This window comes from Halobellus sp. GM3 (assembly GCF_052545375.1).
Window position 1 is genome coordinate 65,593 of sequence record NZ_JBQWLT010000004.1, and the last position, 16,657, is coordinate 82,249.

At 69.1% G+C, this 16,657-nt stretch carries 14 protein-coding genes; 7 read left to right on the forward strand and 7 right to left on the reverse strand.

Annotation, left to right across the window (positions count from 1 at the left end; all coding sequences use genetic code 11):
• Window positions 1–162: 162 nt before the first annotated feature.
• The 5 genes from ACT3HL_RS07755 to ACT3HL_RS07775 all read right to left on the reverse strand — a co-directional run bounded on the left by ACT3HL_RS07755 (window position 163) and on the right by ACT3HL_RS07775 (window position 4,723).
• Window positions 163–1,209 carry an NAD(P)-dependent glycerol-1-phosphate dehydrogenase gene (locus ACT3HL_RS07755; RefSeq protein ID WP_445086251.1) on the reverse strand — a complete coding sequence of 349 codons (1,047 nt, stop codon included), beginning with the start codon at window positions 1,207–1,209 and terminating at the stop codon, window positions 163–165.
• 72 nt (window positions 1,210–1,281) lie between these two features.
• Window positions 1,282–1,980, reverse strand: coding sequence for a LysE family transporter (locus ACT3HL_RS07760; RefSeq protein WP_445086252.1), 699 nt, complete (start codon window positions 1,978–1,980; stop codon window positions 1,282–1,284).
• A gap of 77 nt (window positions 1,981–2,057) precedes the next feature.
• On the reverse strand, window positions 2,058–2,765 hold the full coding sequence (locus tag ACT3HL_RS07765; RefSeq protein WP_445086253.1) for a TMEM165/GDT1 family protein: 708 nt from the start codon (window positions 2,763–2,765) through the stop codon (window positions 2,058–2,060).
• A complete protein-coding gene (locus ACT3HL_RS07770) occupies window positions 2,762–3,466 on the reverse strand; it encodes an iron dependent repressor, metal binding and dimerization domain protein (protein WP_445086254.1) in 705 nt (234 codons plus the stop codon). Before ACT3HL_RS07770 ends, ACT3HL_RS07765 begins: the two co-directional genes overlap by 4 nt.
• An 84-nt stretch (window positions 3,467–3,550) precedes the next feature.
• The gene (locus ACT3HL_RS07775) at window positions 3,551–4,723 is read right to left on the reverse strand and encodes a pyridoxal-phosphate dependent enzyme (RefSeq protein ID WP_445086255.1); all 1,173 of its coding nucleotides are present in this window, start codon (window positions 4,721–4,723) and stop codon (window positions 3,551–3,553) included.
• 123 nt (window positions 4,724–4,846) lie between these two features.
• On the opposite strand from ACT3HL_RS07775, the gene ACT3HL_RS07780 reads away from it, so the two are divergent.
• Complete coding sequence (locus ACT3HL_RS07780) at window positions 4,847–6,121, forward strand: FAD-dependent oxidoreductase (protein WP_445086256.1); 1,275 nt, start codon at window positions 4,847–4,849, stop codon at window positions 6,119–6,121.
• A 22-nt stretch (window positions 6,122–6,143) separates the two neighbouring features.
• Here the strand turns inward: ACT3HL_RS07780 and ACT3HL_RS07785 are convergent, their stop codons facing one another.
• Entirely contained in the window at window positions 6,144–6,839 is a 696-nt protein-coding gene (locus ACT3HL_RS07785; protein ID WP_445086257.1) for a metallophosphoesterase, read from the reverse strand.
• A 197-nt stretch (window positions 6,840–7,036) separates the two neighbouring features.
• Window positions 7,037–7,642: a DnaJ domain-containing protein gene (locus ACT3HL_RS07790; protein ID WP_445086258.1), complete on the reverse strand. Its 606-nt coding sequence runs from the start codon at window positions 7,640–7,642 to the stop codon at window positions 7,037–7,039.
• A gap of 179 nt (window positions 7,643–7,821) precedes the next feature.
• On the opposite strand from ACT3HL_RS07790, the gene ppsA reads away from it, so the two are divergent.
• The 6 genes from ppsA to ACT3HL_RS07820 all read left to right on the forward strand — a co-directional run bounded on the left by ppsA (window position 7,822) and on the right by ACT3HL_RS07820 (window position 16,535).
• Entirely contained in the window at window positions 7,822–10,119 is a 2,298-nt protein-coding gene (gene ppsA, locus ACT3HL_RS07795; protein WP_445086259.1) for a phosphoenolpyruvate synthase, read from the forward strand.
• Window positions 10,120–10,185: 66 nt separating this feature from the next.
• Window positions 10,186–11,289, forward strand: coding sequence for a tyrosine decarboxylase MfnA (gene mfnA, locus ACT3HL_RS07800; RefSeq protein ID WP_445086260.1), 1,104 nt, complete (start codon window positions 10,186–10,188; stop codon window positions 11,287–11,289).
• Window positions 11,290–11,420: 131 nt separating this feature from the next.
• On the forward strand, window positions 11,421–11,987 hold the full coding sequence (locus tag ACT3HL_RS07805; RefSeq protein ID WP_445086498.1) for a VTT domain-containing protein: 567 nt from the start codon (window positions 11,421–11,423) through the stop codon (window positions 11,985–11,987).
• Between the two features lie 95 nt (window positions 11,988–12,082).
• On the forward strand, window positions 12,083–14,212 hold the full coding sequence (gene metG, locus ACT3HL_RS07810) for a methionine--tRNA ligase (protein ID WP_445086261.1): 2,130 nt from the start codon (window positions 12,083–12,085) through the stop codon (window positions 14,210–14,212).
• Between the two features lie 181 nt (window positions 14,213–14,393).
• The gene (gene pyk, locus ACT3HL_RS07815) at window positions 14,394–16,160 is read left to right on the forward strand and encodes a pyruvate kinase (RefSeq protein WP_445086262.1); all 1,767 of its coding nucleotides are present in this window, start codon (window positions 14,394–14,396) and stop codon (window positions 16,158–16,160) included.
• Between the two features lie 63 nt (window positions 16,161–16,223).
• On the forward strand, window positions 16,224–16,535 hold the full coding sequence (locus tag ACT3HL_RS07820; protein WP_445086263.1) for a DUF7312 domain-containing protein: 312 nt from the start codon (window positions 16,224–16,226) through the stop codon (window positions 16,533–16,535).
• Window positions 16,536–16,657 lie beyond the last annotated feature (122 nt).

Here is a 16,657-nt window from a genome sequence, read left to right on the forward strand (position 1 = left end):
GGGAACCCGACGTATTCCGTCTTCGGATCGAGGCCGGGGACGTCCGATCGCACAGTGGCGCTCGGGTCGGACGCACTCGGGTCAGTAACGCTCGGATCGCACGCACTCGGGTCGCAAGCTCAGACCGCCAGTGGCCCGTTCCCGGGCTCGGACTGGCGGCGCTCAGATCACGCCGGTGAACGTCGCGGCCTCGCGCGCGGCCGCCTCGCTGACGCCGTCACCGAGGATCGTGTACCGGTCGCGAATCGTGTGCGCGGTCGTCAACGCCTCGAGGAACGTCTCGTCGCCGATGTCGAGTTCGGCGGCCGTCGTCGCCGCGCCGACGTCGTCGAGGGCGTCGCGGATGTCCATCCACTCGCCGCGTTCGCCCGAGTGGAGGTACTCCGTCACGACGGCCGCGACGCCGACCTGATGGCCGTGCAGGGCGCGGCCGGGGACGAGTCGATCGAGTTGGTGAGAGATGAGGTGTTCTGCGCCCGACGCGGGTCTCGAGGAACCCGCGATCGACATCGCGACGCCGGAGGAGACGAGCGCCTTCGCGACCAGCCACGCCGACTCCTCGAAGCCGGGTTTGATCGCGTCGGAGGACTCGACGAGCATCTCCGCGGTCATCTGCGAGAGCGCGCCCGCGTATTCGCTGTACTCGACGTTCTTCAGCCGGTGGGCGAGCTGCCAGTCTTTCACCGCCGTGTAGTTAGAGATGATGTCCGCACAGCCTGCGGTGGTGAGCTCCCAGGGCGCGTCCGCGAGGAGCTCCGTGTCGGCGACGACGGCGAGCGGCGGGTCGGCGGCGACCGAGTGGCGGGTGTCGCCCTCCGGGATCGACGACCGCCCCGAGACGATGCCGTCGTGGCTCGCGGCCGTCGGCACCGACACGAAGCCGCACCCGAGCCGGTCCGAGGCCATCTTCGCCGTGTCGATCGGCTTCCCGCCGCCGAGGGCGACCAGATAGCCCGCGTCTGACGCCTCGGCGGCGGCGACGACGCGCTCGACGGCGTCGAACCCCGCCGTCTCGATCGTGACGGTCGCCGGATCGTCGAACTGTGCGCGGACCCGATCGCCAGCCAGTCGCTCCGGCGTCGGACTCGTGACCACGAGCGGACGCCCGGAGAGATAGAGCTCCGCTAACGCCTCAGAGAGGTCCTCGAGAACGCCGTGACCGACGAGGACGCTCCGCGGGAGCTTGATCCACGTCGTCTTCTCGAACATACTCTCCTGTCGCGGTGGGTGCACGAAAGGGTTTCCCGTTTTTTGTGGGTTGCCGGAGCGCGCGCCCGCGACTCACCCGAGGAACGTCCCGGCGCTCTGCGCCAGGAAGACGACGCCGAACCCGGCGAGGACGACGGCGCTGAGCCCGGCGACCGCCGGCGCGAACGCGTCGACGCGACGCTCCGCCCCGACGAGCGCGGCGGGAAAGCCCGCGGCCCACAGGGTGACACCGCCGAAGAAGCCCGCGACCAGCGCGGGCGAGCCGGTGTCGATGACGACGATTCCCGCGAGCGCCTCACCGGCGTACGGCGTCTGCGCGAGGACGTCGAGCTGTCCCGGCTGGAGGAGTCCGACGCCGATCGTGAGCCAAAAGAGGATCTGGTAGGGGTTTGTGAGCGCCAGCACGAACGCCTTGCGGAAACCCGTGCCGACGCGTGGATCGCTCTCGTCGGCGGCCCCACCGCCGACGCGGAACGACGACCGAACGTCGGTGGCCGCGCCGTAGGCGAAATACAGCATCAACGCGCCCCCGACCCCGATCATCACCGCGCGGAGGAGGGGAAACCGCTCGACGAACGTGACGACGCCGAGCGCCGCGAGCACGAAGAATATGGCGTCGGCGCTCGTCGCGCCGAGCCCGGCTTTGAACCCGGCGAGCCACCCTCTGACGACGCTCTCTTCGGCGATGATCGCGTTCATCGGTCCGGGGGGAGCGGCCAGCGCGACACCGAAGACAACACCCGCAGAGAAGGTCACGAGAACGCTCGTCATCGTTGTCACTCAGGGGCGGGAATGAGAAAAATGACACGAAGGACGCCTGCCGTACCGGAACGTCCGCGTGCGCCCGCCTAGACGAACCCGGTCGCGACGGCGCTGACCGCCCCGATGAACGCCTCCCACAGCGAGAAGCCCGTCAGGATCGACAGGAGCGTATCCGCGCCGAAGAACGCGAACAGCGCCGCCGATCCGAGGTGGGCTCTCCGCATATTGAACCGGTGGGCGAACGTGTGAAACAGATACGCGTTCGCGAGGCTGACCGGAACGATCGCCAGCATCTCGCCGGCCCAGATCGCCGAGGTCGCGCCGTACTGGACGGCCAGTCCGATCGTGACCAGTTGCGTCTTATCGCCGAACTCGCCGGTGACCATCAGCGCGAAGATCGGCAGGAACCCGCCAAAGGAGTCTGAGAACCGGCTCAGTGGTCCCGGAAGCTCGAAGTCGGCGAGCGCTGTGACCCCGCCGTCGGTCTTAGTCGACAGCTCCGCGCCCGACACCGGTCCGGACGGAGCGGATCGATACAGGAGCACGGCGAAACCGAGAAAGAGCGCCGCCGTCACGAGATCGAGCGCGATCGGCGGCAGCGCGGACTGCAGCGCCCGCCCGAGGAGAATCTCGATCGCGGTCCACCCCGCGAAGGCCGAGCCCGCGGCGGCGACGACCACTTTCGGGTCGTATCTGGTCGACAGCCCGGCGATGATGAACTGCACTTTCTCGCCGGGCAGGACCGCCAGCTGCGCGACGAACGCGACGAACAGAATCTCGAGGTACGTACTCACGTCTCGCCCCCCTCGGCTTGCTCTCCCGGCTCGGAGGCATCAACCGAGTGCCGGACGAAGATCGCCCCGGCGACCGCTTCCGGGAGGCTCTGTTCGGACTCGGGGGCCACCCGGACGGTGAGCATCCCGAACGGGGCGACGTCCACGATCTCGAGTGTGGTTCCCGGGGTGATCCCCGCGTCGGCGAGGTATTCGAGCTCCTCGCGGTCGCGGTCGCTGACCCGGGCGACGACGACGCGGTCGCCCACGCCGTGTTCCGTCAGTGGCGCCGTCTCGTCGTCCTCGAGCGGCGCGAGGTCCGCAGACGGGATCGGATCGCCGTGCGGATCCACCGCGGGGTCGTCGAGCGCCGCCGCGACGCGCCGTTCGAACTCCTCGCTGATGTGGTGTTCGAGCGCGTCCGCCTCGTCGTGGACCTCGCTCCACGAGTAGTTCAGGTGTTCCGCGAGGTACGCCTCGATGAGGCGGTGATGACGCAGCACTTCCAGCGCGACGGTCTCGCCCTCGGGGGTGAGCTCTGCGCCCTTGTACTTCTCTCGTGTCACCAGCCCGCGCTCTTCGAGGGTGCCGAGCATACTGGTGACTGTCGCCGGCGTCTTATCGAGGCTCTCCGCGATCGCGGACGTGGAAACGGGCGGCCCGCTGCGGGCCTGAATCTGGTAGATCGATTTGAGATAATCCTCCATCACGTCGCTCAACATACGATGGTTTAGACGGATCGAAAGTAATAGTCTAACGGTGGAAATTGATCACTGTTCCGAATCGAAACCTGCTTCGCCCCCCGATTAGATTCCCTTGCCCATCAGGTGGCTTCGGAGGATATCAGCGGTCTTCGTTCCGGACTCGGTGTTGAGGACGACAACGTGGTCGTCGTCGCCGAACGCGTCGGCGGCGGCGAGTTCACTCGCGGCCGCCAGCGCGACTCCGCCGCCGAGGCCGACTTCGAGGCCGGTGTTTTGCGCGGCGACGACCGCGCTTTCGAGGCTGTCAGCGTCGTCGACAGCCACGACGTCGCCGCCGGTCTCCGCGACCGAATCGAGCGCCGCGACGCCGCCGTTCGGCTCGGGGATCTCCAGTTCGCCGACGATCGTGTCCGGCGACTCCCAAGGCTCGATCACGGCGGCGCCGCGCTCGTGGGCGGCCGCGATGGGAGCGCACCCGGACGGCTGCGCGGCGTATATCGTCGGCGACGCGTCGGTCACGCCGACGTTGCGGAGTTCCCGGAACCCCTTCGCGACGCCCGCGACGACCTCGCCCGTCCCGGCCGGGACGACGACGGCGTCGGGTGTCGACCACGACAGCGACTCCGCGATCTCGAACGCGGCGGTCTTGATCCCGTCGTGGCGGAACGGGTTGTCGAACTCTTGGAGCGTGTACCACTCCGACTGCAGTTGCTCGTGGAGGGCGGCCTCCGCGTCGGGGTAACGCCCCCCGGCGACGCGCATTTCGCCGCCGTGGACGTTCACCATCGCCTTGTTCGAGAACGGCGCGCGCGAGGGGACGAACGCGTACGACCGGAGGCCCGCCACCCCGGCGTACGACGCGGCCGACTGGCCGGCGTTGCCCGGGGTCGCGAGCGCGACGAGGTCCGCGTCGGCCTCGCGGGCAGCGGTCACTGCCTGCGAGAGGCCGCGGTCGAGAACCGTCCCAGTCGGGTTCCGGCCCTCGTCTTTGACCGAGAGCGCGTCGACGCCGATCTCGTCTGCGAGCGCCGGCGTCGATACGAGCGGCGTCCCGCCCTCGGCGGCCGAAACGGGCGCCTCGAACGCGAGCAGCTCCGCGTACCGCCACATCGATCGCGGCGCGTCCGCGAGCGACCCGTCTTCCCAGTCGACGGCGTCGTAGTCGTACGCCGCTTCGAGTCGCGCGTCGGCGTCGCTCGGTCCCGTCGCCGTCGCGTCGTAGCGCTCGTCCGTGGCTGTACACCGCAAGCCGCGGAACGTCTCAGTCGTGGTCATACCCGGCGTTGCGCTCGGACGGACAAATCCCTATTCATCGCGGGCACCGCCCTCGACCGATCGTCTACCGCGGACGACCGCGGCACACGCAGTCTCTTTGTGTCCACCGGCCGAAGTCTGCGTATGGACGGAGACTCAGTCGCGGTCGTCGGCGCTGGACTGTCCGGACTCGTCGCGGCCCGTCGCCTCGCCGCCGCCGGCGCCGACGTCACGGTTCTGGAGCGCCGACCGTCCGTCGGTGGGCGCGTGCGTACGGAGACCCGAGACGAATTCACGATCGATCGAGGGTTTCAGGTACTTTTCACCGCCTACCCCGCTGTCCGCCGGGAACTGGACCTACGCGCGCTCGACCTCAGGCACTTCTCGCCGGGTGCGATCATCGCCCGGCCCGGCTCCCGGTCGGTCCTCTCGGACCCGTTCCGGGACGCGCGGTCCGCGCTGGCGTCGCTCCGAAACGACGAGGTGACGCTCTCGGACAAGCTCAGGACGCTGCTCCTCCGGCAGCACGTCGGAACGGTAACGGAAGCCGAAGTGTTCAGAAGCGCCGATCGATCGGCCCGGTCGTACCTCCGCGAGTGGGGGTTCTCCGAGGCGTACATCGAGCACTTCGCCGCGCCGTTCTACGGCGGGATCACGCTGGACCGCTCGCTCTCGTCGTCGAAGCGCGTCTTCGAGTACACGTTCAAGGCCCTCTCGGAGGGACGGATCGCGGTCCCGGCCGCCGGGATGGGCTCGATCTCCGAGCAGTTGGCCGAGCGGGCCCGGGACGCCGGGGCGTCGATCTCCCTGTCGGAGCGAGTGGAGGCGGTCACGGACTACGGCGACGCGGTCACCGTCGAGACGGCGTCCGGGCCGATCGAGGCGGACGCGGTCGTCGTCGCCGCCGACCCCCGCGAGGCGAAGCGCCTGACCGCCGTCGACTCGATCCCAACGGACGCTCGCAGCTGTGTGACGCAGTACTACCGGCTCCCCGAGGGGAAGGCGCCGACGACCGGCCGGAAGCTGCTGCTCAACGCGAAGGACGCCTCGCCGAACACCGTCGTCAACCTCTCGGAGGTCGCACCGGAGTACGCGCCGCGCGGTGCGGCGCTCCTGAACGCCACGTTCCTCGGTGCCGGCGCGCTCGAGCGCGACGCGTCAGCACTGGCAGAGGAGACGCGTCTGACGTTGGAGGCGTGGTATCCCGGACGAAACTTCTCGGGAATCGAACCAATCGAGACCCACCGGATCGAGTTCGCGCAGTTCGCGCAGCCGCCCGGGATCCACGAGACGCTTCCGGACCATCGCGCGCCGGGTGGGCGGACGTACCTCGCCGGAGACTACACCGCGTGGTCCTCGATACAGGGAGCGGTGCGGAGCGGCCGCGAGACCGCGCGGGCCGTCGAACGGGATCTCTGAGCGCTCGCAAACGGCGATACCGCTAGAGGAGATCCCGGAACGAGCGGAGCGGCGGGAAGGTGAGCGCTTCTCCCCGCTCCTCGTCGAAGACGACCGGACGAGCGTCGCCGAGTCGGCGGACGAGCGGCGACTGGAGGTCCCCGCCGCGGGCGTCGTTGACCTCGACGCCCGGCGGCAGCCGCGAGAACGACGGGAGCATCAGGACGTCGGCCCCGCGGCACGCCTCGGCGGCGTAGAGAAAGCACGGACGGCGTCGCCCCTCGATCGTGATCGCGGGGTGGTCGTGTCCGATCACGTACCGGTCCGCATCGACCGACGGCTCCTCGTGGCCGTGACAGACGACCGTGCGCGGTTCGTCGACGGCGACGTACGCGTCCCGCACGTCGGTTCGGACCGAGTCGAGAGCGGTGTCGTGGTTGCCCCGTACGAACACGGGGTGGGAGCCGGCGTCTACACAGAGGTCGGCGAGTTCCTCGACCGTCTCGCGAGCGCGCTCGGTGACCGAGTCGAAGCGGTGGAGGACGTCGCCGGCGAAGACGACCGTCGAGGGGTCCGACGCCGCGAGACGCTTCCGAAGTCGCGAGCGGAGGTCCCCGCGCTCGTCGAGGGGAAACGCGACGGCGGACGCCTCGGCGCGCCCGACGTGGAGGTCGGCGACGACGAGCGCGTCCGCTCGCGGCAGGAACGCGCACCGCGGTTGGAACCGTATCCAGTCCACGGGTGCTCTACGACCGCGGCACCGAAGTCACTCACGGACTGACGCTTCCGTTGCAGGGGCGAACAGGTGGCACGCGCGGTCGACTCCGGATGCGACTCCCGACCGCGGCGCGGTGTGCCACGCACCCGCAGACGCGCCGCGGCTTCGATCAGGTCACGCGCGGTGTGGCCCCGTTCTGATATAAGAACCATCGCCCGCTACTCGGCGTCAGCCGCGTGTTCCCGCGCGGTGGCGTACGCCTCCTGCAGCCGTTTGAACTCCGTTTGCGACCCGCCGTGGTCGGGGTGGGCGGACTTCACGCGCTCGCGATAGGCGTCTTTCACGTCCTCCGGTGTCGCGCTGCGGGGGAGATCGAGGTGGTCGAACGCGGCCGAAACGGGGTCGGAGCCGAACCGGGGATCGACGCCGACGTTCGGGACGTCGAACGGGAGCCGACGCCCGAGCGCGTGGACCGGCATCTCGTGCTCGCAGAGCACGGTGGCCGTCCCGGCGCGCTCGAGTCTGAAGTACGCCTGCGCGTCGAACGTGAGTGCGACGTCCCGGTTCGGGAGATAGAACGCCACCGTCTCGTCGCCGATCGAGTAGTCCTCGAGAAACGGCTCTGAAACCGTCCCGAAGAAGTCGCGGATCTCCGCGCGGCGACGCCCCGGGCCGTCGATGCGGTACCCCGAGGGTGTCGGCTCCCCCGGGAACAGGCGCCCGCCGACGAGGAACGCCCCCGCGACGAGAACAGACGCGATTCCACCGCCGAGGAGACCGAAAATCAGCCACGACGGCAGGAGCGAGAGCCACTCGGGAAGCACGTGTGAACGAAGGCGTTCGGAACTAAAGAACGTCTCGCCCAACCGATCCAGCGTCGCCGATCGCCGGTCAGGCGAGCCTGACGGTATCGATAATTAAAAACTCGGATTAGAGTACTTTTTATTCACGGTTGCGCGCTTCGGAAAGTACTTTAGGGATATATTCGGAGTTACACACACTAATGGCTGTAGCTTGGCTGGACGACGTGCGGTCCGCCGACATCGAAACCGTCGGCGGGAAGGCGGCCTCGCTCGGCGAGCTCACCGCTGCAGGGCTACCGGTGCCGTCGGGCTTCGTCGTGACCGCCGCGACCTACCGCGAGTTCATCGAAGACGCGGGCATCGATGAGGAACTGTTCGCGGTCGTCGACGTCGACCACGAGGACACCGAAGCGCTCCGAGAGGCGCACGAGCGCGCACACGAACTCATTATGGAGACGCCCGTCCCCGAAGACGTCCGAGCGGGGATCCTCTCGGCGTACGGCGACCTCGGAGACGGCGAGCGGTTCGTCGCCGTCCGCTCGTCTGCGACCGCCGAGGACCTCCCCGATGCGTCCTTCGCCGGCCAGCAGGAGACGTTCCTGAACGTGCAGGGCGACGCGCTGGTCGACCGCGTCAAAGAGTGCTGGGCGTCACTGTTCTCCCAGCGAGCCATCTACTACCGCAACCGGCAGGGGTTCCCGCACGAGGAAGTCGACATCGCCGTCGTCGTCCAAGAGATGGTCGACGCCGAGAAGTCGGGCGTGCTCTTCACCTCCCATCCCTCCACCGGCGAGCCCCAGATAATCATCGAGGCCGCGTGGGGGCTCGGCGAGGCGGTCGTCTCGGGAACGGTCTCCCCCGACAACTACGTCATCAACCGCGAGACCGCCGAGGTGGAGACGATCACCGTTGCCGACAAGAAGGTGATGATGCTCAAAGACGAGGAGACCGGCGAGACCGTCGAGCGGGAGGTCCCGGACGACAAGCGGAGCGCGCGCGTTCTCTCCGAGGCGGAGATCGAAGCGCTGGTCGAACTCGGCACGCGCGTCGAGGAGCACTACGGGACGCCGCAGGACGTCGAGTGGGCCATCCTCGATGGCGAGGTGTATATGCTGCAGTCGCGCCCGATCACGACGATCTCCGAGGACGCCTCGTCTTCGGCCGACGAGTCGGGGGAGGCTGCGAACGAGTCGGGAGACAACGCCGACGTCGGATCCTCGCAGGCGGGAGACGTCATCCTCCGCGGGCTCGGATCGAGCCCCGGAATCGCCTCCGGAGAGGTCAGGATCGTCACGAAGCTCGATCACCTCGACCAGGTGAGCGAGGGCGACATCATCGTCACCGAGATGACGATGCCCGATATGGTGCCGGCGATGAAGCGCGCGTCGGGCATCGTCACCGACGAGGGCGGGATGACGTCGCACGCGGCCATCGTCTCCCGCGAACTCGGCGTCCCGGCGGTCGTCGGCGTGGGCTCTGCGACCCGGGAACTCGAAGACGGCCAGCCGATCACGATCGACGGCGACAAGGGGACGATTCGAGAGGGCATTCAGGCCGAAGAAGAGCAGTACGAACCGATCGAGGAGGCCCGCCCGAAGACGCCCGTGAAGCCGATGACGGCGACGGAGGTGAAGGTCAACGTCTCGATTCCGGAGGCGGCAGAGCGCGCCGCGGCGACCGGCGCGGACGGCGTCGGGCTCCTCCGAATCGAACACATGGTGCTCTCGCTCGGGAAGACGCCATCGAAGTTCATCGCCGACAACGGCGAGCGCGCGTACGTCGACGAGCTCGTCGACGGCATTCGGACCGCCGCCGAGGAGTTTTACCCACGACCGGTCCGCGTCCGGACGCTCGATGCGCCGACAGACGAGTTCCGCCAGCTGGAGGGCGGCGAGGACGAACCGCTCGAGCACAACCCCATGCTCGGCTACCGCGGCATCCGGCGCTCGCTCGACAACCCGGACCTCTTCAAACACGAGCTGGAAGCGTTCCGCCGGATCTTCGATATGGGGTACGACAACGTCGAGGTGATGTTCCCGCTCGTCAACGACGCCGAGGACGTCTTCCGGGCTCGGACCCTATTGGAGCAGGCCGGCGTCGATCCCGAAAAGCGCGAGTGGGGCGTGATGGTCGAGACGCCCGCGGCCGCGCTCGCCGTCGAATCGATGGCCGAAGCCGGAATCGACTTCGTCTCCTTCGGGACGAACGACCTCACCCAATACACGCTCGCCGTCGATCGGAACAACGAGCGCGTCGCAGACCGGTTCGACGAACTCCACCCAGCGGTCCTGAAGCTCATGGGCGACACCATCGAGACGTGCCGCGAGCTCGGCGTCAAGACGAGCATCTGCGGGCAGGCCGGCTCGAAGCCGCGGATGGTCCAGTTCCTCGTCGAGCGGGGGATCTCGTCGATCTCGGCCAACATCGACGCCGTCCGCGACGTCCAACACGAGGTAAAGCGCACCGAACAGCGACTCGTGCTCGATTCAGTCCGGTGAGCCGCCTCCGCGCGCCGCGATGCACAGAACAGAATGACTAAACACGGTCGGTCCCTACCGCGCTCTATGCAGCGGGCGGCCCCGCAGGAATTCGACCGCGTTCTCTCCTCGATGTGCACGGAGCCGCATCCCGCCGCGCGCGAGGCCGCCGAGCGATTTCTCGCCACGAACCCCGGCGATCCGGCCACCTACGCCGAGATCGCGGCGCTCGAAACGCGAGCGGTCGCGGGTCTCGGACGGCTGGCCGGCCTCGACGTCACGCCTTCGGACGCGGCGGCCGGCTCCGACCGCGCGCCCCACGGGTACGTCACCAGCGGGGGGACCGAGGCGAACATCCAGGCGGTCCGATCCGCGCGGAACCGCCGGGACGTGGCCGAACCGAACGTCGTCGCCCCCGAGAGCGCGCACTTCTCGTTCACCAAGGCCGCCGACGTGCTCGGCGTGGAACTGCGGACGGTCCCGACCGACGACGACCACCGGGCGGACGTCGAGGCGGTCGCGGCCGCGGTCGACGAACAGACGGCCCTCGTCGTCGGCGTCGCGGGCACCACCGAGTACGGCCGCGTGGACCCGATTCCCGAACTCGCCTCGATCGCCCACGACGCTGGTGCCTACTGCCACGTCGACGCCGCGTGGGGCGGGTTTCTCCTCCCGTTCACCGACCACGAGTGGAGCTTCGCCCACGCGCCGATCGACTCGCTGACGATCGACCCGCACAAGTGCGGGCGGGCGGTCATCCCCGCCGGCGGACTGCTCTTCGGCGAGCGCGCCGGCGTGGACGCGCTCGCGGTCGATACGCCGTATCTCGAGTCCACCTCGCAGGCGTCTCTGACCGGCACGCGAAGCGGGGCAGGCGTCGCGAGCGCCGTCGCCGCGATGGACGCGCTGTGGCCCGACGGGTACCGCCGCGAGTACGAGCGCGCGGACCGTCTGGCGCGGTGGCTCGCCGGCGAGCTCCGCGCGCGCGGCTACGACGTCGCCGACGTCGAACTGCCGATCGTCGTCGCCGACCTCGACGCGTCGACGTTCGAGGCGCTGCGGGACCGCGACTGGCGTCTCTCCCGCACGGGGTCGGGACTGGCCCGCGTCGTCGCGATGCCGCACGTCACGCGAGAGGTGCTCCGGGCGTTTCTGAGCGACTTGGACGAGATCGGGAACTCCGGCGGATAGCCGGTTCCGGGTCGGGCTCGCACTGCGTCGTTCGAGCGCATCCCCAAACTCAAGACTTACTTTCCCGTGCGACGGACTCGCTTGTAGACGTGTCACTCGCAGCCGCGGGGGGATGGCTCGCTCTCGATCCGATCGCACAGGCGGCCGGGACCGTCGGCCCCGCCGTCGCCGGCGACCTCCTCCCCGACTTCGGCTGGCTCTCGCGGGCGGTGGAGACGGCCACCGGCTGGGCCGGGCTGTCGATCATCTTCGTCTACTCGTTTCTCATCGCCTTCGCGCTCCCCGGCGTGAGCGAGGTCGTCCTCCTCGCACCGCTGAACCTCGGCCTCTCGGAGACCGGCCGCCTGGCGATCATTATGCTCGTGAGCGGAGTCGGCAAAGCCGCCGGGAGCGTCTTTGCATTCCACATCGGTCAGGAGGCCAAGGAGGCCGGACCCGTCGTTCGGTTGCTTCGGAACTCCCGGTTCGACGTGATCGAGTGGTCCGAGCGGCGCACCGTCGACGTCGCACAGAAGTGGGGCTACGCGGGGCTCGCCGCCGCGCTCTCGGTCCCGTTCTTCCCCGACACGATCTCTATTTACGCCTTCGCCGTCCTCGAGGAGGACTACGTGAAGTTCGCGGCCGCGACGTTCCTCGGCAGCATCGGTCGACTGGTCGTCACCGTCGTCGGCGTGGGGACGCTGTTGTCCATCGTCTGAGGACTGCTCGGGGGGCGTGAGCGACCGCGGCGATACCGCCCCGGCGCCGGCGCCGAATCAGCGGGATTTTGGTGCCGCCGCCGAGACTACCCCCTATGAGCCACGAGGACTTCCCCACCGAACGGCCGGCGGTGGTGACCTGCGGGCTGCCGTACGCCAACGGCGACCTGCACATCGGTCACCTCCGGACGTACGTCGGCGGCGACATCTACAGCCGCGCGCTGAAGCGACTCGGACAGCGGACCGCGTTCGTCTCCGGGTCGGACATGCACGGGACGCCCGTCGCGGTCAACGCGGCCGAGGAGGGCGTCACCCCCGAGGAGTTCGCGCTTCGACACCACGAGCAGTACGAGGAGACGTTCCCGAAGTTCGACGTCGACTTCGACAACTACGGCCACACCGACGACGAGACCAACGTCGAGACGACACAGGAGATCGTTCGGACTCTCGAGGCGGAGGGGTACGTCTACGAGAAGGAGATCCCCGTCGCCTACGACCCCGACGCCGACCAGTGGCTCCCCGACCGGTTCGTCGAGGGGACCTGCCCGTACTGCGGCGAGCACGCCCGCGGGGACGAGTGTGACGAGGGCTGTGGCCGCCACCTCGAACCCGGCGAGATCGAAGACCCCGTCTCGACGATCACGGGCAACCCCGCCGAGTACCGCGAGCGCGAGCACAAGTTCTTCGCCGTCTCGGACCTGCAGGAGTACCTCGCGGCGTTCATCGATCGGCTCGAGGGGACCTCGAACGCGCAGAATCAGCCCCGCGAGTGGATCGAGGGAGAACTGCAGGACTGGTGTATCACCCGCGATATGGACTGGGGGGTCGATTACCCCGGCGACGACGACCTCGTCCTCTACGTCTGGGTCGACGCGCCGATCGAGTACATCTCCTCGACGAAGCAGTACACAGACCGCGTCGGGGCCGACGTCTTCGACTGGGAGGAGGCCTGGCGGGCGATCGACGGGAGCGACGAGGACGACGAGCGCGACGCCGGATCGGGCGGCGAGATCGTCCACATCATCGGTCGCGACATCATCCAGCACCACACCGTCTTCTGGCCGGCGATGCTTCGCGCCGCCGGCTACGCCGAGCCGCGCGCGGTGATGGCCTCGGGGTTCATCACGCTCGAGGGCAAGGGCTTTTCGACCTCGCGGGACCGGGCGGTCTGGGCCGACGAGTACCTCGAGGAGGGCTTCCGGCCGGACCTCCTGCGGTACTATCTCGCGACGAACGGCGGCTTCCAACAGGACGTCGACTTCTCGTGGGGGCGCTTCCGCGAGCGCGTGAACAACGAGCTCGTCGGGACCGTCGGCAACTTCGTCTACCGCTCGCTGCTCTTCGCCGCCCGGGAGTTCGGGGGCGCGCCCGACGTCGATCTCTCCGAGGACGTCGGCGACCGGATCGACGAGGCGATCGAGGCGTTCGAGGCCGGGGTCAACGAGTACTCCGTCCGCGAGGTCGGCGAGAGCGCGGTCCGACTCGCGCAGTTCGGCAACGAGTACATCCAGCGCAACGAGCCGTGGAAGCTCGACGACGACGACCCGGCGAAGGCGCGGGTCATCCGCGACTGCGTCCAGATCGCGAAGGCGGTCGCCGTGCTCTTCGAGCCGGTCACGCCCGAGGCGGCCGAGAACATCTGGGACGACCTCGGGGAGGACGGTGACGTCCACGCTGTCGGCGTCGAAGCGGCGCTCGAGGCCCCAGCGGGGTCCTTCGACGAGCCGACCGAACTGTTCGAGAAGATCCCCGAAGAGCGCGTCGAGGAGCTGAACGAGAAGCTCGAAGCGCGCGTCGCCGAGGCGACTGCTGACGACGGCGCAGACGAGAGCGAGGACGCCGGCGCAGGCGCCGACGGCGACTCGTCGGACGCGGGACCGGCCGCGGACCTCGAACCGCTCGCCGACGAGCGCATCGGCTTCGATGACTTCCAAGACCTCGACATCCGCGTCGGCGAGGTCGTCGCCGCCGAGGGCGTCGAGGGCGCGGACAAACTCGCGAAGCTGACCGTCGACATCGGCCTCGAAGAGCGGCAGATCGTCGCCGGCATCAAACAGCTCCACGACGTCGAGTCGCTGCCGGGAACGAAGATCGTCGTCGTCGCCAACCTCGAGAAAGCGGAACTGTTCGGCGTCGAGTCCAACGGGATGCTGCTCGCGGCGGGCGAGGAGGCCGATCTCCTCACCACGCACGGCGACGCCAAGCCCGGAACGAAAATCCGGTAGCGCCCGCGAGCGCGCCGCCACCCCGACGCGTCCGGCGGTTGTCCGAACGCTCCCGTGCGGACCGGCCCACGGCGATACCCGGACCACGAGGCGCCGCCGAGCGTCGTATCGCCCGGAATTTTTACCACGGTTGTAGTCCGCCGTCGGGTATTTTTTACCCCGTTCGCCTGTAGTCAGTGGTATGCGAAAGGCCAAGATCGTCTGTACGCTCGGGCCCGCGTCGGACGAGGAGTCGACGATTCGGGACCTCGCCGAGGCGGGGATGAGCGTCGCGCGGCTCAACGCGAGCCACGGGACGCCGGCGGGACGACGCGAGGTAATCGAGCGGATTCGTCGGGTCGACGAGACGGTAGAACAACCGCTGGCGGCGATGGTCGACCTTCAGGGCCCGGAGGTCAGGACCGCGCCGCTGGAGGAGCCGATCCACCTTCCGACCGACAGCGAGGTCCGGTTCGTCGAGGGCGATGCGGCGACCGCCGAGACCGTCGGTCTCTCCTATTCGATCGCGGCGGCCGAACCCGGGGACACGATCCTCCTCGACGACGGGCGGATCGAAGCCACCGTGGACCGGATCGAGGGCGACGCCGTCGTCGCGCGCGTCGACTCCGGCGGGACGTTGGGGGGCCGAAAGGGGGTGAACCTCCCCGGCGTCGACCTCGACATCGACCTCATCACCGAGAGCGATCGGACGGAGCTGGCCGTCGCCGCCGAGACCGAGGCGGACTTCGTCGCGGCCTCGTTCGTCCGCTCGGCGGAGGACGTCTACACCATCAGCGACGCGCTCGACGAACTCGGCGCGGACCTCCCGGTCGTCGCGAAGATCGAGCGGGCCGGCGCGGTCGAGAACCTCGACGAGATCATCGACGCCGCCTACGGGGTGATGGTCGCCCGCGGCGACCTCGGCGTCGAGATGCCGCTCGAGGACGTTCCGATCATCCAGAAGCGCACGATCCGCAAGTGCCACGCGACGGGGACGCCGGTCATCACGGCGACCGAGATGCTCGATTCGATGGTCCACGCCCGCCGCCCGACCCGCGCGGAGGCCTCGGACGTCGCGAACGCCGTCCTCGACGGCACCGACGCCGTGATGCTCTCGGGCGAGACGGCAGTCGGTGACGACCCCGTGCGCGTCGTCCGGACGATGGACCGGATCGTCAGGCAGATCGAGGCCAGCGCCGAGTACGCCGAGGTGCGAGAGCAGCGGATCCCGACGCCCGACGAGGACTCCCGGACGGAGGCGCTCGCCCGCTCGGCGCGGTACCTCGCCCGCGACGTCGGTGCGAGCGCCATCGTCGCCGCCTCGGAGTCGGGCTACACCGCGCGCAAGACCGCGAAGTTCCGCCCCGGCGTCCCGGTCGTCGCGACGACGCCGACCGACCGCGTCCGCCGCCAGCTCGCGCTCTCGTGGGGCGTCATCCCGAAGTTCTCGTCGTACCGCGAGGGGATCGACGAGATGATGGAAGACGCCGTCGACGCCGCTCTCGACGCCGACGTCGCCAGTTCGGGCGACACGCTCGTCGTCCTCTCGGGGATGATGACCGAACTCGAGGGGACGAACACGACGAACATGCTGAAACTCCACGTCGCCGCGGAGGCGGTCGCGACCGGCCGGAAGGTCGTCGGCGGTCGCGTCGCCGGCCCGCTCGCGATCAGCGACGACGGCGACCTCTCGGCGGTCCCCGACGGCGCGATCCTGTCGCTGCCGGCGGGCTTCGAGGGGGAGTTCGACGGCGAGGCGGCCAAGCTGGCGGGGATCGTCGACGCGCGGCCGGGGATGACCGGCTACCCCGCGCTGGTCGCCCGCGAGCTCGGGATCCCGATGATCTCCGGCGCGCCGCTCCCCCGCCGGCTCTCGCCCGGCACGACGCTGACGCTACACGCCGAACGCGGCGTCGTCTACGAGGGGAATCTCCTCAGCCACCGCCGCCGCGACGTCGAGAGCCAGTAGCGGCCCACGGGCGCCGGCCCCGCGAGCGGCAAGCCTTTTTCCTCGGCGCGCGTACGGTTCCCAATGACCGATCCGCCCGCCGATGCACGGGGAGACGCGCCCGCCGACGGCGCGGACGAGCGTCCCACAGACAGTTGGGAAGATCGTGGACCCGACGACACAGCCGCCGGTACGGGGCAATCCGACGTGGCGGCCGCCACCGCCGTCGACGACCGAGACGGGGCTGCGGCCGTGGCCGAGGACGAGCGGTTCCGCCTGCCGCGAGCGCCGATCGAGCCCGAGTCGCCCTCGCTGGAGAACGCCCTGTTCGTCCTGCTCGGCGCGCTCGGAACCATCGCGCTCCTCGCGGCCTCGATCCTGCCGGCGGTTCGCTGACTGGGACCCGCCCAGCCGGTCGTGGCCCGGTTCGACGAGCCCGACGGAGAGCGCGTCCTCCCGTCCGTCGGTTATCAGTTCTGATGCTTTGACCGCAGCGTTTTATGTGAGACGGCGGGTAG